Below are 19,957 nucleotides of genomic sequence, written 5' to 3'. Positions count from 1 at the left end.
TGACGACACGCGGCTTGTGCAAGCTGGCGGGCATCACGCTCTGCGGTGTGCTGTCCTGCATGGCGGTCGCGCTCATCTATAACGCGGCGCTGTTTCGCAACGCCGATCCGGAAGCCTTTCGCCTGGCGATGATCTGCGCGGTGGTCGTGCCGACCATCCTCGGCGGGCCGCTCTTCGTCTTCCTATCGCTGAAGCTGCGCGAGCTGCGCGTCCTGAATCGCCGCCTCGAGATCGTCGCCGCCCATGACGGGCTGACGACATTGCTCAACCGGCGGGCCTTCACCGAGCGGGTCGAGGCGCGGCTGGAATCCATGGCCACGGATGGCCTGGCCGGCGCGCTGTTCCTGATCGATGCGGATTTCTTCAAGTCGATCAACGACCGCTACGGCCACGCGACCGGCGACCGGGCGCTCAAGGCGATCGCGCTGCGGCTGCAGGATTCGGTCCGCGAGGGCGACATCATAGGCCGCCTGGGCGGCGAGGAATTCGGCGTGCTGCTCGCCGATGTGGACCGTCTCGCTTCGATCCAGATCGCCGAACGGATGCGCGAAGCCGTGGCGACGATGGAATTGTCGTCGCCGGAGGGCAAGCCGGTGCCGGTGTCGGTCAGTGTCGGCGGCGTCATCTTCGACCGGCCGGTCGGCTACAGCTATCTCTATCAGGAGGCCGACAACCGGCTCTACGAGGCCAAGGCCCGCGGGCGAAACCGCGTCGTCGTACGCGACACCGCCCCCGCCGCGGCCGCCGCCGCTGCGCCGGATCGGGTCAGCGCCTGACGGCTGCGCCCGCCTGCTCAACGTTCGCGGCGCAGCCCCTTGGCGTCGAGCTCGGCCAGATAGGCCTGCCAGCGCGTGTCCTTCTCGCGGAACAGCTCCGCAAGGTAGCTCCAGCTGAAGATGCCGGTATCGTGACCGTCGTCGAAGCCGATGCGCACGGCATAATTGCCGACCGGCGCGACCGAGGAGATGGCCACGTCGATCTTGCCACCGACGGTCTTGCGCTGATCCGGCGAATGGCCCTGAACCTCCGCAGACGGCGACATTACCCGCAGCATTTCGGCCGACAGATCCTGACGGGCGCCGCCGGCCTGGACGAGCACCAGCGTGCGCCGGTCGGGCGTGACGCGGATTTCCTGTGGCGGCGCGACGGTGTCGGTCATGGCAGTTTCGCCTCCCGGGCGTGTTTCAATTTGTCTGGCAATGGTTTGTTCGATGCGTCGCGCTTGACCCGCACGCACCGCGCTTCCACATTCGCGGGCATGGACATCCACATCACCCTCGCCTGCGAGGCCGCAATCTCATGAGTCTCGTCCCCGACATCAAGACCGCGGTCTCCGAAGGCCGGTCGCGAACCGACGCGTTTCCGGAGATGATCGACCCGTTCGGCCGGGCAGTAACCTATCTGCGCGTGTCGGTCACGGACCGCTGCGATTTTCGCTGCGTCTACTGCATGGCCGAGGACATGACGTTCCTGCCCAAGCGCGACCTGCTGACGCTGGAAGAGCTCGACCGGCTGTCCAGCGCCTTCATCGCCAAGGGCGTTCGCAAGCTGCGCATGACCGGCGGCGAGCCGCTGGTGCGCAAGAACATCATGCATCTGGTGCGCTCGCTGTCGCGGCATCTGGAATCGGGCGCGCTCGAAGAGCTGACCCTGACCACCAACGGCTCGCAGCTCGCCCGCTTCGCCGACGAACTGGCCGATTGCGGCGTCAAGCGCCTCAACGTCTCGCTGGACACGCTCGATCCCGACAAGTTCAAGCAGATCACGCGCTGGGGCGAACTCGACCGGGTGATGGGCGGCATTCGCGCCGCGCAGGCCGCCGGCATCAAGATCAAGCTCAATGCGGTCGCCCTGAAGGGCTTCAACGAGGACGAGATCCCCGGCATGATCGAGTGGGCCCATGGCCAGGGCATCGACTTCACGCTGATCGAGACGATGCCGCTGGGCGAGATCGACGAGGACCGCACCGACCAGTATCTGCCGCTCAGCCAGGTCCGCCGCGATCTGTCGCAGCGCTGGACGCTGAACGACATCCCCTACAAGACCGGCGGTCCGGCGCGTTACGTGGAAGTGGCAGAGACCGGTGGGCGGCTCGGCTTCATCACGCCGATGACCCACAATTTCTGCGAAAGCTGCAACCGCGTCCGCGTCACCTGCACCGGCACCCTCTTCATGTGCCTCGGTCAGGAAGACGCCGCGGATCTCCGGGCGCCGCTGCGCGCCTCGGAGGGCGACGAATTGCTGTCGAACGCCATCGACGAGGCGATCGGCCGCAAGCCGAAGGGACATGACTTCATCATCGACCGCGACACGAGCAAGCCCTCGGTATCGCGGCACATGAGCATGACCGGAGGATAATGATGCGCCTTGAAGGATTGTCCGTCGCCGCGCTGGCCCTGGCGGCGGCGCTGACCTGTGCCGCGCCGGCCAACGCCGACGACGTCACCTATCGCAACGAACGCTTCGGCACGACGGCGAGCTTTCCCGCCGAAGCCTTTCCGAACCAGCTGCCGGCGCCCACCAATGGCGACGGTCTCGGCTGGAGTTCGCCGGCGGGCGCGGAGATCTTCATCTATGCCCGGCCGCGCGAACCCGGCGAGACGCCGCAGGCGGTGGTGGGGCAGCGCGCCGATACGGACGAGGTTACCTATGACCGGTCCGGCAAGCGCTGGGCCGTCGTCTCGGGCTATCGCGACGGCCGGATCTTCTACGAGCGCTACATCTTCCGCGGCGATCTCGTGCATTCGGTCTCGATCCGCTACCCGGAATCGGAGCGCGCGACCTATGACAAGCTGGTCGGCCCGATCACCATGACGCTGGACGGTCCCGCACGCGACTGAGCCAAGAAGGGAGGCGCCCGTCGCCGGGCGCCTCGCGATCAGGCCCGTTCGCTTTCGCGATAGGCTTCCTTGACGGTCTCGACCACGGCCTGCGGCGCCTGCTGCGCGGCCTCGCCGACCGGCTCGTCTTCGGTCAGCAGCGTCTTCTGGGTCGCGGACGTCCCCAGATCGTCGATCAAGCTCTGCGTGCGCATGGCCTCGAGATTGGCCATCGCGGCTTCGCGCAACTGGTCGATCGCGGCGGCGGTCCGCGGCGCGACGGCCAGCGCCCGGGTCGCGGCCGCACCGGTCACCGGCGCGCTGTCGCGGTTCGCCGTGCCCGAAGCCGCAGCATTGCTGGACGATGCGCCTGCACCGGATGACGAGGACGTCGCACCGGCGGTCCCGGCATTCGCCGACGCCGACTGGGTCTCGTTCGACGAGGTGCCGTTGGCCGGCGGTGCCGAGGCGCCCGAACCGCTGTTCGCTTCAGCCGGCGGCGGGGTCTGCTCGCTGGGCTGGGGCTGGCTGCTGGGCGGCGGCGTCTGCCGACTGCCGGGTGAGACGAGGTCGATCAATCCCATAGGTTACGCTCCTGGATACAAAGAGCCGGAGCCTTACGCCTGCAGGGCTTTCCACGGTTTTGCAGAAATCGTTAAAGTTGCAATCACAACGACGTGACGGCTTTTCGCCGGCGGCGATGACGCTTTTCGTATCGCGCCGTCGTCGGCAAAGCGCTAAGGCTGCCTGACACTTCTCCAGCAACCGATCCGGCGGCTCCCCTTGCTCAGCGACAATGCCCGCGCCGCGCTTTTCATGCTCGTCTCCATGGCGGGTTTCGTCGTCAACGACACCTTCGTAAAGCTGGCGGCCGACCACATCTCGCCGCCCCAGATCATGGCCGTGCGCGGCGTCGTCGCCTCGCTGCTGCTGTTCCTCCTGGCCTGGCGGATGGGCGCGCTGCGCCCCCTCGGCATGGCGATGAAGCCGCGGCTCTTGGTGCGCACCATCGCCGACATCACCGCGACCCTGTCCTACATCACCGCCCTGTCCCACATGCCCATCGCCAACGCCTCGGCGATCTTCCAGGCGCTGCCGCTGACCGTCACGCTGGGCGCGGCGCTGTTTCTCGGCGAGCCCGTCGGCTGGCGGCGCTGGGCGGCGATCGCCGTCGGCTTCGTCGGGGTCCTCGTCATCGTGCGGCCGGGCACCGACGGCTTCACCATCTATTCGCTCGCGGTGCTGGCGTCGGTCGCCGCGTCCGCCGTTCGCGACCTGACGACCCGGCGCATGGACCCCAAGGTGCCGTCGCTGTTCATCGCCATGATCACTGCGATCGCGGTTTCGCTGCTCGGCTGGCTGCTGATCCCGCTGGCGGGCGGCTGGCGGCCGATGCCGGCCTTGACGCTGGTCCATCTGAGCTGCGCGGCGGCGTCCATCGCGGTCGGCTACATCTTCATCGTCCAGGCGATGCGGATCGGGGATATGGGCTTCGTCGCGCCCTTCCGCTATGCGGTCCTCGTCTTTGCGCTGATCCTCGGGCTGGTCGTCTTCGGCGACCTGCCCTCGCCGCTGACGCTGCTGGGCGCGGCCATCGTGGTGGCGAGCGGACTTTACACCCTATATCGGGAACGGGTCCGGGGCGTCGCCGCGCCGGTCAAGACACAGGTGCACTGATGCTGAGGGATACACCCGGTCACGACGCCGAGCCGACGGTCCTGCCGACGGCCGGAACGCCTCCCGCCGCCGCACCGGTCACGGGCGCCGCCGCGCGCCGCCCGATGCTGGTCACGCTGATGATCGCCTCGGCGCTGTCGCCGCTTGCGATCAACATCTTCATTCCGTCGATGGCCTCGATCGCCGCCGATCTGTCGGCCGACGGCGCGACGGTCGGCCTTGGCCTGTCGCTCTATCTGGTGGCGACGGCGCTGATCCAGCTCGTCGCCGGACCGCTCTCCGACCGCTACGGACGCCGGCCGATCATTCTCGGCGGCATGGTGCTGTTCCTCGTAGGCACGCTGCTCTGCCTGATGGCCGACGACGTGGCGCTGTTCCTCGTCGGCCGCGTCGTGCAGGCGGCGAGCGCCACCGGCATCGCGCTGTCGCGGGCGATCGTGCGCGACGTCTACAGCCGCGAGCGGGCGGCCGCGATGATCGGCTACGTCACCATGGGGCTTGCCGTCGCGCCGATGATCGGGCCGCTGATCGGCGGCGTCCTCGACACCGCCTTCGGCTGGCGCAGCGTCTTTTGGCTGCTGACCGGCATCGGCATCGTCACGATCGTGCTTCTGGCCTTCGACCTGTCGGAGACCAACAGCGAGACCGGGCGGCCGATCCTGCCGCAGCTGCGGGCCTATGGCGAACTCGCCGGCTCGTCGGCCTTCTGGATCTATGTCGGCACCTCGTCGCTGACCTCGGCGGTGTTCTTCGGCTTCCTCGGCGGCGCGCCCTTCATCGCCATGACGGTGCTGGGCATGACGCCGGCCGGCTACAGCGTCTGGTTCGCGCTCTGCGCCATCGGCTACATGCTCGGCAATTTCGCCACCGCGCGGCTGTCGGAACGCTTCCGTATCAAGACCATGATGGTCACCGGTGCGGTGATCTCGCTGGCCGCGACCAGCCTGTCGCTGGCGCTGATCGCCGGCGGGCTGCTTTCGCCGCTGACGCTGTTCGCGCCGATGCTCTTCGTCGGTTTCGGCAACGGGCTCGTGCTGCCGACCGCAACGGCCGGCGGCGTCAGCGTCATGCCGCAGGCCGCCGGAGCCGCCGCGGGCATGCTCGGCGCCTGCCAGATCGGCGTCGGGGCCCTCAGCTCGATCCTCGCGGCGCTTCTGGCCACCGGCAGCGGGGGCGCCGTCGGCCTGCTCCTGCTGATGACCGGCATCGCCATTGCCGGCCTCGGCGTGGCGCTGTCGGCCAAGCGCGTGAACGCCGCCGGCTGACGCCAATGATGGTTTCATCCGAGAACGCTTGGCGGTTGCCTCACCCGGCAAAAATTGCCAGCATTGGCGCCATAACAGGCATGCCTTCCTGACAGGCCGCACCGGTCCAGGCATGCCGTCCACCCAAAAGAGGTTTTCATGCGTCTCACCCGAACTCTCGCCTTTGCCACCACCGTTGCCGCCCTCGCCCTGGGCCACGCCCAGGCGCAGGAGAGCGACGCCGACAAGGACTGGTCGAAGGTCGTCATCGGCACCGAAGGCGCATATCCGCCGTTCAACTTCCTCGACGCCTCCGGCGAACTGCAGGGCTTCGACGTCGACATCGCCAAGGCGCTGTGCGCCGAGATGAAGGTCGAGTGCAGCTTCGTCACCCAGGATTGGGACGGCATCATCCCGGCGCTGCAGAACGGCAATTTCGACGCGCTCGTCGCCTCGATGTCGATCACGCCGGAGCGTGAGGAGCAGATCGCCTTCACCGATAAATACTACCAGACCCCGCCGGCCATCGCCGTGCCGAAGGATTCCGACATCACGGAAGCCACCGCCGAGGCACTGGCCGGCAAGGCGATCGGCGCGCAGACCTCGACCACCCATGCACGCGCCGCGGAAAGCTACTTCCCCGACGCCGACGTGCGCCAGTACCCGACTGCCGAGGAGTACAAGCTCGACATCGAGAGCGGCCGCGTCGACGCGGTGGTCGACGACGTCGTGGTGCTGGACGAATGGCTGAAGAGCGACGCCGGCGCCTGCTGCAAGCTGCTCGACACGCTGAAGGCCGACCCGGCGATCTACGGCAAGGGCATCGGCATCGGCCTGCGCCAGGGCAGCGACAAGCTGGCCGGCATGTTCAACGACGCGATCGCCGCGATCCGCGAGGACGGCACCTATGACGAGGTGCAGAAGAAGTATTTCGAGTTCGACGTCTACGGCGAGTAAGCCCGGACCCGAGAGATGCGAAGCCGCGGCGGGGCGACCCGCCGCGGCTTTTTCATGCGCGATCGATCGCGGCGGTCAGCCGAGATCGTACTGCCATTCGGACGGCCGGAAGGCATAGGCCGCGTCGCCCGAACCCTTGACCACATGGCCGATGCTGGGAAACGCGATGTGCATACCGGCAATGCGCGTGCGATTGGCCGCGACATCCGCCAGCAGCGCCTCGCGCGTGGCGATCGCCGCCTGCGGATCGCCGTCAAAGGCGATGCCGACATCCGGCCGGGCGAACTGGATGGCACCGGCGTGGACGATGTCGCCCCAGACCAGGAGGCCATCGGCGCCCTCGCCGATCATGTAGCCGCAATGGCCGGGCGTATGGCCGAACAGCTCGCGCGCGGCGATCCCCGGCACGACGTCGCCGGCCGCCGCGAAGGTCTTCACCTGGTCGCCGGCGACTTCCATGGCGGTGCGGGCCGCGTCGAAGAAGCCCTTGACCGAATCCGGCGCCGCGTCGCGGTTCTCGATGCTGGTCCAGAAATCGTACTCGGCCTTGTGGACATGGACGGTGGCGTTCGGGAAGGCGAGCTTGCCGTCGAGCACCAGGCCGCCGACATGGTCGGGATGCAGATGCGTCAGAAGTACCGCGTCGATGTCCTCGGGCGGGATGCCGGCCGCCGTCAGGCGATCCTGCAGCTTGCCCATCTGCGGGAAGGCGCCGGCGCCGCCGGTGTCGATCAGCACCGTCTGCTCGGGCAGATGCACGACATAGGCGTTGACGCCGGTGGTCACCGGCGGGGCGCCCTTGAAGGCCTCGTCGAGCAGGCGTTCGGCCTCGGACGCCTCGATGTTGGACAGAAGCGTGATGTCGAGGTCGAGATAGCCGTCGGAGACAGCTGTGACGATCGCCTCGCCGACGCGAATCTGCTGGACCGGCAGCACCTGGCTCGTCGGCGCAGGCGCCTTGGCGGCGGCCGGCAGCGCGCCGAGGCGCAACAGGACGGGGGCGCTCAGCGCCCCGGTAACGAAATGGCGGCGGGAAACGGGCATGGCGCGGGCTCCTTGAGGTTGGGAGCGTGGAAATACCGCCGCGTCCGGCCAATGCAATGAAACGGTGTGTCTGCCCGGCTTGATGATCCCGCCGGTGGCGGCTAACCATGGATTTTGATGGATCATTACTGGACGCTCATCGGCTTTGGCCCCACGGGATGGGGAGACGACATCGCCTGGGGCGTCCTCGTCACCGTTTCGCTCGCCCTCGCGACGCTGCCGATCGGCCTCGTCTTCGGCTTCCTCCTGTCACTGGCGAAACAGTCCGACGACCGCTATCTGAACCTGTCGGCCAACATCTACACCACGATCTTCCGGGGCCTGCCGGAGCTGTTGACGCTGTTCGTGGTGTATTTCGGCGCCAACGGCCTCCTGCGCTCCCTCACCCAGTCGACCGGCCTGCCGGACATCGCCCTGTCGAGCTTCGTGTCCGGCATGATCGCGCTGGGCTTCGTCTTCTCGGCCTTTGCCAGCGAGGTCTTCCTGTCGGCCTTCCGGGCGATTCCCCCCGGTCAGCGCGAGGGCGCGGCGGCGCTCGGCCTCGGTCCGGCGCGGATCATGATTCTCGTCATCCTGCCGCAGATCATCCGCATCGCCCTGCCGGGCCTCGCCAATCTGTGGATGAACCTCCTGAAGGACACGGCGCTGGTCTCGGTCATCGGGCTCGCCGACATCATGCGCCAGACCGGCATTGCGGCGCGCGTGACGCGCGAGCCGTTCTACTTCTTCGGCGTGGCGATCGTGCTCTACCTGGTGCTCACCATGCTGTCCTCGATCGCCATCGGCGGCATCGACCGCTGGACGAAGCGCGGGGACGTGGCGAAATGAGCGATGCCGCCATGGCCGCGCCGCCGGTGGTCAAGCCGAAGCCGAAGATCGGCGGGCTGATCGCGATCGGCATCTGGATCGCCATCTCCATCGGGCTGGCGATCTACATCATCCGCGGCTTCGACCCGACCTTGTTCACGCGGTTCGGCCCGTCCTACCTGTCGGGCCTGTGGATCACCATCACGCTGGTCGTCGGCTCCTTCGTCTGCGGCGCCGTGGTGTCCCTGCCGGTGGCGCTCGGCCGCATGTCGGCCAACCCGGTGGCGCGCACCCTCGCCTTCGTCTTCGTCTATTTCTTCCGCGGCACGCCGCTGATCGCCCAGATCTTCCTCGTCTATTACGGCTTCGGCCAGTTCCGCGGCGCCTTCGAGACGGTCGGCCTGTGGTGGTTCTTCCGCGAAGCCTGGTACTGCGCGCTGTTCTCGCTGACCCTCAACACGGCGGCCTATCAGGCCGAGATCCTGCGCGGCGCCATCCAGAGCGTGCCGACCGGCCAGTGGGAGGGCGCCCGGTCGCTGGGCATGCCGCGGGCGGTGATCTTCTTCAAGGTGATCCTGCCCCAGGCGATGATCGTGGCGCTCAGGCCCTATGCCAACGAGATCATCCTGATGATCAAGGCCTCGGCGATCGTGGCGATCATCACCGTCTACGATCTCTTCGGCGAGACGCGGCAGGCCTATTCGCGCACCTTCGACTTCCAGACCTATGTCTGGGCGGCGGTGCTGTATCTCGCCATCGTCGAGGGGCTGAGACACGCAACCAACTTCATCGAGCGGCGGCTGACCCGGCATCTTAAGCGTTAGCTTGGGAGCCGGGCGGCCACCGGATTGAAACGCGAGGCGACCGCGCAAGGTCACTCGCATCGCAGAACGACATATTGGGGGAGTGAGAACATGGCGAAAGTTGCATTCATCGGTCTCGGCGTCATGGGATATCCGATGGCCGGACATCTCAAGACGAAGGGCGGCCACGAGGTGACCGTGTTCAACCGGTCCGCCGCCAAAGCGCAGAAATGGGCCGACGAACATGGCGGCGCCCATGCCGCGACGCCGCGCGAAGCCGCCAAGGACGCCGATTTCGTGTTCTGCTGCGTCGGCAATGACGACGACGTGCGCTCGGTGATCTACGGGGACGACGGCGCCTTTGCCGGCATGAAGCCCGGCGCCATGCTGATCGACAACACCACCGCCTCGGCGGAGCTCGCCCGCGAGTTGGCGGAAGCGGCCAGCGCCAAGGGCTTCAAGTTCATCGACGCACCCGTCTCGGGCGGCCAGGCCGGCGCCGAGAACGGCGCCCTCACCGTGATGTGCGGCGGCGAACAGGGCGATTTCGATGCGGCCAAGCCGGTCATCGATGCCTATGCCAAGATGGTCGGCCTGATGGGTCCGGCCGGCGCCGGGCAGCTCACCAAGATGATGAACCAGATCTGCATCGCCGGTCTCGTCCAGGGCCTGTCCGAGGCGATCGCCTTCGGCAAGAAGTCCGGCCTCGACATCGAGAACGTCGTGAGCGTCATCTCCAAGGGCGCCGCCGGCTCCTGGCAGATGGAGAACCGCCACAAGACGATGAATGCCGGCGAGTACGAGCACGGCTTCGCCATCGAATGGATGCGCAAGGATCTCGGCATCTGCCTCGCCGAGGCCAAGCGCAACGGCGCGACCCTGCCGGTCACCGCGCTGGTCGACCAGTTCTACGCCGAGGTCGAGGCGATGGGTGGAAAGCGCTGGGACACCTCGGCCCTGCTCGCCCGCCTGGAGCGCTGAGCGCGCTTCACACGCTGCATGAAGTGGCGGTCAGATCGATTCTGGTCTGGCCGCCAAGCTATTGATATGGCGCGCCGATCGCCGGCTCAGGTCTCGCGCGGTTCCTTGTCGAGGACCATGTAGTCCAGCGGCATCTGGGTCGTGTACTTGATCTGCTCCATGGCGAAGGACGAGGACACGTCGCGGATCTCGATCTTCGAGATCATGCGCTGGTAGAAGGCGTCATAGGCGGCGATGTCGGGCACGACGACGCGCAGCAGGTAATCGACGTCGCCGCTCATGCGGTAGAATTCCATCACTTCGGGAAACTCGCCGATCACCTCGGAGAAGCGCTTCAGCCATTCGTTGGAATGGGAATTGGTGCGGATCGAGACGAAGACGGTGACGCGGGCATTCACCTTGACCGGGTCGAGGATCGCCACGCGGCGGCGGATGACCCCCTCCTCCTCCAGCTTCTGGATGCGGCGCCAGCACGGCGTGGTCGACAGGCCGACGCGCTTGGCGACGTCGGCCACCGCCAGCGTCGCGTCTTCCTGCAGCAGTCTCAGTATCTTCTTGTCCAGCCGGTCCATCGACGTGTCACTCCTGTCCTTGCGCCAGAGGATTACAGGAGCCGGCGGCAAATCGGTAGGGTGGCCGAACAATCGCCCGCTCAGACCAGCTCCCCGACGCGCCGGCGCAGTTCAGGCAGCAATTCCTCGCCGAACCAGGGATGACGCTTCAGCCAGCCGCTGTTGCGCCAGGAGGGATGCGGCAGAGGCAGGACGGGAGCAAAGCGCCCGCCCCGGGCGAGGATCGTCCGCCAGTTGGCCACCGTCTCGGTCAGGGTCCGCCCGGCGCCTGAGGCGATGTGGAAGCGCTGGGCATGATGGCCGATCGCCAGGATCAGCTCGATCTGCGGCATGGCCGCCATCGCCCGGTCGTGCCACGTGGCGCGGCATTCGACGCGCGGCGGGCGGTCGCCGCCCTTCGGATCGGTGCCGGGAAAGCAGAAGCCCATGGGCAGGATCGCCACCCGTGCCGGATCGTAGAAGGCCTCCGGCGACAGTCCCAGCCAGTCGCGCAGCCGGACGCCCGACGGATCGTTGAACGGCGTCGTCGAGCGGTCGGCGAGGTTGCCGGGCGCCTGGCCGGCGATCAGCAGCCGGGCCCTGCCGGAGAGGGCCAGTACCGGATTGGGCGTGACCGGCAGCGGCGGCCCGACCGGCGCGTCGCGGCAGATCCGGCAGGCGCGGATCGTGTCGTAGAGCGTCGCCGGGTCCTCGGCCGCTGCCGACGTCAAGGTGGCGTCAGGCCTTCGCGCTGGGCCGTGCCGAGATCTCGGCGTACCAGCGCGCGACGTTGGAAAGGTTGTCCGGCAGCTCGATCTTCGCCGGTTTCATGAAGTCCATGGCGACGAGGCCGGTGATGTCGGCGATGCTGTAATCCGCACCGGCGGCAAAGCGGTTGTCGGCCAGATGCTGGTCGAGAAGGGCCAGGAAATCGAGCGCCTTGGGGCGGTTCGCCGCGCCCCATTCGGCGATCTGCGGCACTTCCCATTCGGCCATCGCCGGATGGGTGTGGCGGAAGGCAGCGGCGACGCAGGCGTAGAAGCCGAGCTCGATGCGGCGGTTCCACATCTCGACCAGGGCGCGGCCGAGAGCGCCGGTGCCGAACAGCGCCGGCTCGGGATGCAGTTCCTCGAAATAGCGGCAGATGGCGACGGATTCGGTCAGGATCGTGCCGTCGTTGAGTTCGAGGACAGGAAGCCGCTGCAGCGGATTGCGACGGCTGATTTCCTCGGACCGATGGCCGAGCTTGGCCATGTCCACCGCCTCGGTCGGCACCGACAGGCCCTTCTCGGACAGGAAGATCCGCACCCGGCGCGGATTGGGCGCGCGGCCACCGTCGAACAGCTTCATCGTAGAGGTCCTCCCACTCTTTTTTCGCCCCGAGCATTAGGCACGCGCCCGTCCGGCGGCAAGCCCGCATCCCCCGCCATGGGGGCGACGGCGCCCTGCTGCGGCGGGTCCGCACCGGCGGCTTTCCCCAGACAAACTCGACATTTCGGGAATCCTTAAGAGAGTTTCTTAATCTCCTCGAAACATCATGGGCGCTCCGGCAAGCGTATGCAGGCGATCGATCGCGTTCATGACAATCGCAGCTCCCCACTCCTACGACCACACGGTCATCGCCAGGCGGCGGGCCGCCCGCAATGGCGACCTGACCCGGACGCTGAAGGCCGCGCGGGAACGTTTGTCGGCGCGTGGCGGGCTGCAGCCGAACTTCGAACGCGAGCTCCTGGTCCAGCATGCCGCGGCGATCCAGGCGGCGGCAATCGTCCTGCCCCTGCCGGTCATCCTCACCGGATTCGGCCTGTCGATCTTCACCGGTCCGCTGCCGGCGATCCTGTGGACCGGTTTCGCCCTGCTCGGCCATTTCGCCCTCGTCGTCGTGTCGCGGCGGTTTCCGGCCGACAATCTGACGCGCGCCGGCATCACCCGCTGGTCGCGGATCTTCCTCGCCGGCCATGTGGCGGCCGGCCTGTCCTGGGCGTATCTGGCGACGCTGGCCTGCGCCGAATGCCAGCCCCTGCGCTTCGAGCTCTTCCAGTTCACGGTGATCTTCCTCGCCATCGCGATGATCGCCATGGTGTCCTCGACGCTGCGCGCCGTCGTCCCGCTCACCTTCCTGCCGACCATCCTGGTGCTCGGCTACGGCATCGTCACCACGGCCCAGCCCATGGCCTCGGCGATGTACGGTGTCCTGATCGGCGCCGTGCCGTTCTTCGCCTTCGTCGCCGAGATGCTGCGCCGCGCCAGCATCGCCCGGCTGAAGCACCAGAGCGAGAAGGACGAGCTGATCGCCGAGCTGGAAATGGCGAAGATCATGTCCGACGAGGCCCGCAGCCGGGCCGAAGAGGCCAACCTCGCCAAGTCGCGCTTCCTGGCGACGATGAGCCACGAGCTGCGCACGCCGCTGAACGCCATCCTCGGCTTCTCCGAAGTGATGAGCAACGAGATCCTCGGCCCCATCGGCAACGAATCCTACAAGGACTACATCGCCGACATCCACGCCTCGGGGCAGCATCTGCTCGGCCTGATCAACGAGATCCTCGATCTGTCGCGGGTCGAGGCCGGGCGCTACGCCCTCAGCGAGGAAGCCGTCGACATCGTCGACATCGCCCGCGACTGCCTCGGCTATGTCCGGGTGAAGGCGGAAGCCAAGGATCTGGTGATCGGCGCGGAGTTCGAAGCCGGCCTGCCGGCCATGTGGGCCGACGAGCGCTCGCTGCGCCAGATCATCCTCAACCTCCTGTCCAACGCGGTGAAGTTCACCCCGCGCGGCGGCGAAATCACCCTGCGCGTCGGCTGGACCGCCGGCGGCGGCCAGTATCTGGCGGTCAAGGACAATGGTCCGGGCATCCCCGAGGAGGAGATCCCGATCGTCCTGTCCTCCTTCGGCCAGGGCTCCATCGCCATCAAGAGCGCCGAACAGGGCACCGGCCTCGGCCTGCCGATCGTCCAGGCGCTGATGAAGATGCATGACGGCTCGTTCGAGCTGCGCTCGCGGCTGCGCGAGGGAACCGAGGCGATCGCGATCTTCCCCAATTCCCGCGTCCTGGAAGTCATGCCGGCCCTCGACGAATACGCCTGACGCCTCTGCACCGTGGCGGATTTCCAGCCGGACGCAACGACGCGGCGCGCTTGTAGGTCACGGCCCGAAAGGCCATATCCGGGTGACGATACGCGGTGCGACGACGCCCGCCGACGCCCCGATTGTGACACCGACGCGCCGCGGACCCATGAGCATCGAAAGCCCCTGCATCTCCCTGTGCGCGATCGATCCGCGCTCCGGCTATTGCTTCGGTTGCGGCCGCACCGGCGAGGAGATCGGCGCGTGGATCGCCTTCACAGCCGAACAGCGCCGCGCCGTGATGGACACCCTGCCGTCCCGCATGGCGACGATCGAGCGCCCGGCGCGGCGCGAGACGAAACGCCGGCGGCTGGAACGCGAGCGGGCCGAGGCGCAAGGAGCGGACGATGCGTAGAGGCAGCCTCCTCTGGATCATCCTCGCCATTCTCGGCGTGGCGTGCCTGGCCCTCGTCCTCAACCAGGACGGCACCATCGCCGGCCTGCCGGACAACCAGTTCGCCAGCCTCGCCTATTACGGCGTCTGGGGCCTGGCGCTGGCCTCCGGCGCGATCCTGTTCCTGCGGACCAATCTCGCCGGCGCGCTGAAGGGCGCGGCGATCTGGGGCCTCGCCTTCCTCGTGCTGATCGCCGCCTATGGCTTTGCGCCGGAACTCTCGGCCCTGAAGGACCGGGTCGTCGCCGTCCTCGTGCCCGGCACGCTGGTTTCGCTCGGCGACGGCACTGAGGGCAGCCGCTTCATGTCGCTGCGCGGGGCCGACGACCATTTCCATCTCGACGGCGAGATCGATGGCAAGCCCATCTCCTTCATGGTCGATACCGGCGCCTCGATGATCGCGCTCGACCGCTCGACGGCTGAATCCGTCGGCATCGACACGACGCAGCTTCGCTATTCGCAGCAGGTGATGACGGCCAACGGCGTCGTCGGGGCGGCGCCGGTACGGCTCGACGAGGTGCGCGTCGGCGATATCGTACGGCACGGCGTGGCGGCGGCGGTGACAGAGAGCGACGGCCTCGGCGTCGCGCTGCTCGGCATGAGCTTCCTCAACACCCTCACCTCCTTCGACTTTCGCGGCGATCGGCTGATCCTGACCGACTGAGCGACCCTCTCAGAGCAGCGAATAGGCGAAGCGCGCGGCGACGATCAGCAGGAAGGCGCCGAAGCCCAGCTCGAGCTGGCGGCGGGTCAGCCTGTGCGCCAGCGCGGCCCCCAGCGGCACCGCCAGGATCGAGGCCGGCGCGATCAGAAGCACCGCGGCAAGGCTGACGAAGCCGATGCTGTAGGCCGGCAGCAGCGGATCGCCCCAGCCGCCGATGGCGTAGGAGAGCAGGCCGGGAACCGAGATCAGCACGCCGACGCCGGCGCTGGTGGCCACCGCCTCGATCATCGGCCGGTTGTAGAGCGTCATGAAGGTGTTGTTCAGGACACCGCCGCCGATCCCCATCAGCGAGGACAACAGGCCGATCAGGAAGCCGGCGACCGAGCGACCGGCAAGGCCGGGAAGCTGCTTGCCGAAGGACATCGGCACCTTGCCGAAGACCAGCTTCAGCCCGAGCACCAGGGCCAGCGCCGCGAAGATGCCGCGCAATTCGCCCGACGAGGCCGCGGCGGCGACCATGGCCCCGGCGATCGCCCCGAGCGGGATCGCTACCACCCATTCCTTCAGAAGCCGCCAGTCGACGACGCCGCGCCGCCAGTGCGAGATCAGCGAGCGGATCGAGGTGGGCACGATGATCGCCAGGGACGAGCCGATGGCCAGATGCATCGAGACTTCGTGGCTGACGCCGAGTTCCTCGAAGGTCTGGTAGAGCACCGGCACGAAGATCGCGCCGCCGCCGATGCCGAACAGGCCGGCGAGGAAGCCCGCGGCCGCAGCCGCTCCGAAGAGCGGCAGGAGGTAGGGAATCAGAGCGGACGCTTCGATCGGCTGCATGGTTCCTCATAGGGGGGAACAGTCGCGAATGCATCCGTTATGTTGCACCGCGCAAAAGGCGGTGCGCCAGCGCGGCGGTTCCGCCGGGGATCAGCGCCGCAGCATCAGCTGCGACACCATGCGGGCCAGCCGGCCCCAAGGCGGGCCCAGCCGCTCGAAGACGTTGATCGCCCCGACCTTGTAGACCGCCCGGGCATGGCTGAAGCGCAGGAAGCCGTCACGCCCGTGATAGGCGCCCATGCCGCTGGGGCCGATCCCGCCGAAGGGCAGATTGTCCTGGGCGATGTGCAGGAGCGTGCCGTTCACCGTCACGCCGCCGGAAATCGCCCCGTCGAGAACCCGCGTCTCCGCCCGCTTGTCGCCGGTGAAGCAATAAAGCGCCAGCGGCCGCTCGCGGGAATTGACGATGGCCAGCGCCTCGTCGAGATCGCGATAGGGCACGACCGGCAGGATCGGGCCGAAGATCTCCTCGCGCATCAGGACACTGTCGTCGGGGGCGCCGACGACGATGGCCGGCGCCATCCGTGCCGCGCCCTCCTCCGTCTCGCTCGTCGTCGCCACGTCGGAATGGCGATGCACCGTGGCGCCGGCGGCCTCGGCCTCCGCCAAAGCGGCGATCAGCCGGGCATGGTGCCGCTCGCTGATGATGCTGGTGTAGTCGGCATTCGCGGCCGGTTCCGGATAGGCGGATCGCGCTTGCGCCAACGCTGCGGCAACGAAGGCGTCGAGGGATGCGGCGGGCACCAGCACGTAGTCCGGCGCGATGCAGGTCTGGCCGGCATTCAGCCATTTGCCGAAGGCGATCGACCGCGCCGCCGCGTCGATGGAATAGTCCGGGCAGATGATCGCCGGCGACTTGCCGCCGAGTTCGAGCGTCACCGGTGTCAGGTTCTCGGCCGCCGCGCGCATCACCTCGCGGCCGACATGGGTCGAGCCGGTGAACAGCAGATGATCGAAGGGCAGCGCCGAGAACGCCTTGGCGACCGGCACGTCACCGACGGCGACGGTCACCTGTTCGGCGGCGAAATGCTCGGTGACCAGGCGCTGCAGCAGCTCGGAGAAACGCGGCGTCAGTTCCGACGGCTTCAGCATGGCGCGGTTGCCGGCCGCCAGCGCATCGGCCAGCGGCGCCAGCGTCAGGATCAGCGGATAGTTCCAGGGCGCCATGATGCCGACGACGCCGAGCGGCTCGTGGCGCACCCAGGCCCGGCCCGGCTGGAAGGTGATGTCGATGCCGCGGCGCTGCGGCTTCATCCATCCGGCGAGCGATTTGGAGGCGTGGCGGATGGCGTTGAGGGTCGGGCCGATCTCCAGGAGCTCGGTCTCGGTCTTCGAGCGCTGGCCGAAATCGGCGGAGATCGCCGCGGCGAGGGCATCGACATTGCCGACGATCAGCCGGCGCAGACGGGCGAGCGCGTCGCGGCGCGCGGCGGCGTCCGGTGCCGGCTGGCTGCGCGAGGCCGCATGCTGGCGGTCGAACCGCGCCTGGAGGGTGTCGTCGTTCATGGCGCGATCCGTTCGTGCTGTCGGGTGATGGTCACCGGCGCGGTCGCCGGCGTCAGGCGGCGTGGCGCTTGTCGCCATCCAGTCGCACGGCGGCGAAGGCCTCGCGCAGCAGCTGCGGCCCGGCGTCCGGGCGCACCGCGCCGTCCGACAGGATCTGGCGCCAGCGCCGCGCGCCGGTCATGCCGTTGAACAGGCCGAGCATGTGCCGGGTCACCTGCCCCAGCCGGCCGCCGCGCTCCAGATGTCGCGCGGCGTAATCCGCCATGGTGTCGATCAGCGCGGCATAGTCCACCGGCTGCGGCGCCGCGCCGAAGATGCGGGCATCGACCTCGGCCAGCCGGTCCGGCGTCTGGTAGGCCGCGCGGCCCATCATCACCCCGTCGACGCGGTCGAGCTCCTCGACGGCCGCATCCAGCGTCGTCAGCCCGCCATTGAGGCCGATGAACGCCTCCGGCAACCGCTGCTTCAGCCGGTGGACGCGGTCGTAGTCAAGCGGCGGGATGTCCCGGTTTTCCTTCGGGCTCAGCCCTTGCAGCCATGCTTTTCGCGCATGGACCCAGATCGTGGTCACGCCGGCGGCAATCGCGGCATTGGCGAGATCGTCGAGCGCCGGCTCCGGGTCCTGCTCGTCGACGCCGATCCGGCACTTCACCGTCACCGGCACGTCACTCGCCTCGACCATGGCCGCGAGGCAACGACCGACGAGGTCGGGCTCGCGCATCAGGCAGGCGCCGAACGCCCCGGACTGCACCCGGTCGGACGGGCAGCCGACATTCAGATTGATCTCGTCATACCCGAAATCCGCTGCGATCCGGCAGGCTTCCGCCAACTTCTGCGGCTCCGAACCGCCGATCTGCAGGGCCACCGGGCTCTCGACCGTATCATGGCCGAGCAACCGGTCGCGGTCGCCATGCAGGATCGCGTCGGCGACAACCATCTCGGTATAGAGCAGCGCATGCCGGGTGAGCTGCCGATGGAAGAACCGGCAACGCCGGTCGGTCCAGTCGATCATCGGAGCGATCGCGAACGGAGAACCCTTTGTTGTGCTGGTTTTTAACGCTGATTCAGTCACTCGACCGGACTGCACTGATCTACTGTTCTCGACCAAACTCAACCATTTCCGACTGTCTTATAGCTATTGCTACGTCGTAGCGACCTCAGAGGCACGTAGCAACTTGGGAGCCATCAACGCACGCAAACGGGCCGACGGATCGTCAACCTATACCGCACAAATTCGCATCTCGCGAGCCGCAGCGCTCGTTCACTCTGAGGCACAGACGTTCGAGCGGCGGTCAATTGAGTCGGCTGACTGAAGAAGCGGGAGAAGGATTTCGAGGTCCCAGGCGCGCCGGAGCCCTGATTGCGAACCATGGCGCGGCATAGTCGGGAAACACGCCCGGCAGCAACGGAAAGTTGCCGGTGCTGTCACATATAGCGCGGCCGAATTCTCCGATGGCCGATTTGCCCTTCTTGCTTGAGTAGGGGTTGCACGTAGAGGCAGAAGAGCACGCCGTGCTTACTCCCGTCGAGAAGCATCTAAGATGTGTCGTTCCCGCAACCATAGGATTGCGACACTGAGGTAACTAGCGACTGCAAACGAGGATGGTCACCGAGATGCAGAGCCAGCCGGAACAAGCGCAAAACGCCGGTCAAAAACCACCGCTGAATTCAGAGGATCAGCATGATCCTTTCGTCAGCAGACGGTCGCGCTCGAACGACGACTACAGCTGGGATCGCTGGGAAACTGGAGGCGTGCGAGGATAAGTCCTCCCTTCCACGCAACCTGATCACCGAAAACGAAAAAGCCGTCGCACGGGAGGGGATGCGACGACTTCGCCAAACGGTCAGCTCGCAAGATCCAGCCGGATGGCTACTTCACTAAGACAAGATACTCACTCAAGCGATTTGCTAGATATCGTTCCGCCCTGCGGCCCACTCATCCACTTGCCTGTGAGCTTCTTCTTTCTCGACCCCGTAGGCTTCCTGGATTCGCCCAGCGAGGATATCCTTGTTTCCCTCGACGCGGTCGAGGTCGTCGTCCGTCAGCTTTCCCCACTGTTCCTTCGCGCTGCCCTTGAACTGCTTCCACTTTCCTTCAATCTGATCCCAGTTCATAACTTCATCTCCCACGATGACATGGCCGTACAACTACGATCGCTAGGGTCGAGACTCGATCAAACCCAGAAGGCAATGATGGTCGCGAGGGCGACGGCGGACAGGAAGTTCGCGGCGAGCTTGTCGTAGCGGGTTGCGACGCGTCGAAAGTCCTTGAGGCGGCAGAAGGCAGCTTCGATCCGCCAGCGCTCACGGTAGCGTCGTTTGTCGTAGACGACCGGTGTCTTCCGGCTTGATCGGCCTGGGATCACGGGCCTCCCGCCGACATTGCGAAGCCGCTGCCGCAGGGCATCAGCATCATAGCCCTTGTCAGCGGTGAACCAGCGCACCGGTCCCGCAGCATCCAGCAGGTCATTTGCAGCACCCACGTCGCTGATATTGCCGGGTGTCAGCCGGAGGATCGCCGGGCGGCCGAGGCAGTCGGTGATGGCATGGAT

Annotated in this window: 23 protein-coding genes; 12 read left to right on the top strand and 11 right to left on the bottom strand. The window is 67.1% G+C overall.

What is annotated here, in order from left to right:
* The first annotated feature begins 14 nt into the window (after positions 1 to 14).
* Positions 15 to 776, top strand: a complete 762-nt coding sequence (locus N7I30_RS18775) for a diguanylate cyclase (RefSeq protein ID WP_277024509.1) — start codon at positions 15 to 17, stop codon at positions 774 to 776.
* A gap of 17 nt (positions 777 to 793) precedes the next feature.
* Here N7I30_RS18775 and N7I30_RS18770 read toward each other — a convergent pair whose 3' ends face one another.
* Entirely contained in the window at positions 794 to 1,159 is a 366-nt protein-coding gene (locus tag N7I30_RS18770; RefSeq protein ID WP_024351326.1) for a gamma-butyrobetaine hydroxylase family protein, read from the bottom strand.
* A gap of 209 nt (positions 1,160 to 1,368) precedes the next feature.
* Here N7I30_RS18770 and moaA point away from each other — a divergent pair, with 209 nt between their 5' ends.
* Both moaA and N7I30_RS18760 read left to right on the top strand, forming a co-directional pair.
* On the top strand, positions 1,369 to 2,358 hold the full coding sequence (gene moaA / locus N7I30_RS18765) for a GTP 3',8-cyclase MoaA (RefSeq protein WP_491390053.1): 990 nt from the start codon (positions 1,369 to 1,371) through the stop codon (positions 2,356 to 2,358).
* Complete coding sequence (locus N7I30_RS18760) at positions 2,358 to 2,840, top strand: hypothetical protein (protein WP_228241402.1); 483 nt, start codon at positions 2,358 to 2,360, stop codon at positions 2,838 to 2,840. Before moaA ends, N7I30_RS18760 begins: the two co-directional genes overlap by 1 nt.
* Positions 2,841 to 2,878: 38 nt before the next feature.
* Here the strand turns inward: N7I30_RS18760 and N7I30_RS18755 are convergent, their stop codons facing one another.
* Positions 2,879 to 3,403, bottom strand: coding sequence for a hypothetical protein (locus N7I30_RS18755; RefSeq protein WP_024351329.1), 525 nt, complete (start codon positions 3,401 to 3,403; stop codon positions 2,879 to 2,881).
* A 199-nt stretch (positions 3,404 to 3,602) separates the two neighbouring features.
* Here N7I30_RS18755 and N7I30_RS18750 point away from each other — a divergent pair, with 199 nt between their 5' ends.
* From N7I30_RS18750 to N7I30_RS18740, 3 genes are all read left to right on the top strand, one after another.
* Positions 3,603 to 4,496: a DMT family transporter gene (locus tag N7I30_RS18750; RefSeq protein WP_228241401.1), complete on the top strand. Its 894-nt coding sequence runs from the start codon at positions 3,603 to 3,605 to the stop codon at positions 4,494 to 4,496.
* Positions 4,496 to 5,761 carry a multidrug effflux MFS transporter gene (locus tag N7I30_RS18745; protein ID WP_277024515.1) on the top strand — a complete coding sequence of 422 codons (1,266 nt, stop codon included), beginning with the start codon at positions 4,496 to 4,498 and terminating at the stop codon, positions 5,759 to 5,761. Before N7I30_RS18750 ends, N7I30_RS18745 begins: the two co-directional genes overlap by 1 nt.
* A gap of 138 nt (positions 5,762 to 5,899) precedes the next feature.
* On the top strand, positions 5,900 to 6,697 hold the full coding sequence (locus N7I30_RS18740; RefSeq protein ID WP_024351332.1) for an ABC transporter substrate-binding protein: 798 nt from the start codon (positions 5,900 to 5,902) through the stop codon (positions 6,695 to 6,697).
* Positions 6,698 to 6,772: 75 nt separating this feature from the next.
* Here N7I30_RS18740 and N7I30_RS18735 read toward each other — a convergent pair whose 3' ends face one another.
* Positions 6,773 to 7,741, bottom strand: a complete 969-nt coding sequence (locus tag N7I30_RS18735) for an MBL fold metallo-hydrolase (RefSeq protein WP_228241399.1) — start codon at positions 7,739 to 7,741, stop codon at positions 6,773 to 6,775.
* 117 nt (positions 7,742 to 7,858) lie between these two features.
* On the opposite strand from N7I30_RS18735, the gene N7I30_RS18730 reads away from it, so the two are divergent.
* Genes N7I30_RS18730 through N7I30_RS18720 form a run of 3 tightly spaced genes read left to right on the top strand, consistent with a single transcriptional unit; the run spans position 7,859 to position 10,332 of the window.
* The gene (locus tag N7I30_RS18730; RefSeq protein WP_024351334.1) at positions 7,859 to 8,569 is read left to right on the top strand and encodes an ABC transporter permease; all 711 of its coding nucleotides are present in this window, start codon (positions 7,859 to 7,861) and stop codon (positions 8,567 to 8,569) included.
* Positions 8,566 to 9,372: an ABC transporter permease gene (locus N7I30_RS18725; protein ID WP_024351335.1), complete on the top strand. Its 807-nt coding sequence runs from the start codon at positions 8,566 to 8,568 to the stop codon at positions 9,370 to 9,372. Before N7I30_RS18730 ends, N7I30_RS18725 begins: the two co-directional genes overlap by 4 nt.
* Before the next feature lie 24 nt (positions 9,373 to 9,396).
* Positions 9,397 to 10,332: an NAD(P)-dependent oxidoreductase gene (locus N7I30_RS18720; RefSeq protein WP_338083207.1), complete on the top strand. Its 936-nt coding sequence runs from the start codon at positions 9,397 to 9,399 to the stop codon at positions 10,330 to 10,332.
* A gap of 86 nt (positions 10,333 to 10,418) precedes the next feature.
* On the opposite strand, the gene N7I30_RS18715 is transcribed toward N7I30_RS18720, so the two are convergent.
* The 3 genes from N7I30_RS18715 to N7I30_RS18705 form a co-directional block, all read right to left on the bottom strand.
* Positions 10,419 to 10,904 (bottom strand): Lrp/AsnC family transcriptional regulator, encoded by a 486-nt coding sequence (locus N7I30_RS18715; protein ID WP_009210047.1) that lies wholly within the window; start codon positions 10,902 to 10,904, stop codon positions 10,419 to 10,421.
* Positions 10,905 to 10,984: 80 nt separating this feature from the next.
* Positions 10,985 to 11,614, bottom strand: a complete 630-nt coding sequence (locus N7I30_RS18710) for a uracil-DNA glycosylase family protein (protein ID WP_024351337.1) — start codon at positions 11,612 to 11,614, stop codon at positions 10,985 to 10,987.
* Between the two features lie 7 nt (positions 11,615 to 11,621).
* Positions 11,622 to 12,233, bottom strand: a complete 612-nt coding sequence (locus N7I30_RS18705) for a glutathione S-transferase (protein ID WP_277024525.1) — start codon at positions 12,231 to 12,233, stop codon at positions 11,622 to 11,624.
* Between the two features lie 229 nt (positions 12,234 to 12,462).
* Here N7I30_RS18705 and N7I30_RS18700 point away from each other — a divergent pair, with 229 nt between their 5' ends.
* The 3 genes from N7I30_RS18700 to N7I30_RS18690 all read left to right on the top strand — a co-directional run bounded on the left by N7I30_RS18700 (position 12,463) and on the right by N7I30_RS18690 (position 15,065).
* Positions 12,463 to 13,968, top strand: coding sequence for a sensor histidine kinase (locus N7I30_RS18700; RefSeq protein ID WP_024351339.1), 1,506 nt, complete (start codon positions 12,463 to 12,465; stop codon positions 13,966 to 13,968).
* A gap of 148 nt (positions 13,969 to 14,116) precedes the next feature.
* A complete protein-coding gene (locus N7I30_RS18695) occupies positions 14,117 to 14,362 on the top strand; it encodes a DUF1289 domain-containing protein (RefSeq protein WP_029703372.1) in 246 nt (81 codons plus the stop codon).
* Positions 14,355 to 15,065 (top strand): retropepsin-like aspartic protease family protein, encoded by a 711-nt coding sequence (locus N7I30_RS18690; protein ID WP_188076216.1) that lies wholly within the window; start codon positions 14,355 to 14,357, stop codon positions 15,063 to 15,065. The genes N7I30_RS18695 and N7I30_RS18690 overlap by 8 nt, the downstream gene beginning before the upstream one ends.
* Before the next feature lie 9 nt (positions 15,066 to 15,074).
* Here the strand turns inward: N7I30_RS18690 and N7I30_RS18685 are convergent, their stop codons facing one another.
* From N7I30_RS18685 to N7I30_RS18665, 5 genes are all read right to left on the bottom strand, one after another.
* Entirely contained in the window at positions 15,075 to 15,899 is an 825-nt protein-coding gene (locus N7I30_RS18685; protein WP_024351342.1) for a sulfite exporter TauE/SafE family protein, read from the bottom strand.
* 90 nt (positions 15,900 to 15,989) lie between these two features.
* Positions 15,990 to 17,405 carry a coniferyl aldehyde dehydrogenase gene (locus N7I30_RS18680; RefSeq protein ID WP_277024532.1) on the bottom strand — a complete coding sequence of 472 codons (1,416 nt, stop codon included), beginning with the start codon at positions 17,403 to 17,405 and terminating at the stop codon, positions 15,990 to 15,992.
* 52 nt (positions 17,406 to 17,457) lie between these two features.
* Entirely contained in the window at positions 17,458 to 18,477 is a 1,020-nt protein-coding gene (gene dusA, locus N7I30_RS18675; protein WP_491390039.1) for a tRNA dihydrouridine(20/20a) synthase DusA, read from the bottom strand.
* An 836-nt stretch (positions 18,478 to 19,313) separates the two neighbouring features.
* Positions 19,314 to 19,520: a CsbD family protein gene (locus N7I30_RS18670; protein ID WP_498640843.1), complete on the bottom strand. Its 207-nt coding sequence runs from the start codon at positions 19,518 to 19,520 to the stop codon at positions 19,314 to 19,316.
* 59 nt (positions 19,521 to 19,579) lie between these two features.
* The coding region (locus tag N7I30_RS18665; RefSeq protein WP_498640842.1) for an IS5 family transposase at positions 19,580 to 19,957 on the bottom strand (378 nt) is incomplete at its 5' end.

Origin of the sequence: Aurantimonas litoralis (assembly GCF_026153195.1) — a bacterium.
GTDB lineage: Bacteria > Pseudomonadota > Alphaproteobacteria > Rhizobiales > Rhizobiaceae > Aurantimonas > Aurantimonas coralicida.
The sequence above is the reverse complement of the archived record's forward strand: the minus strand, read 5'-3'. Positions and strand labels throughout refer to the sequence as shown.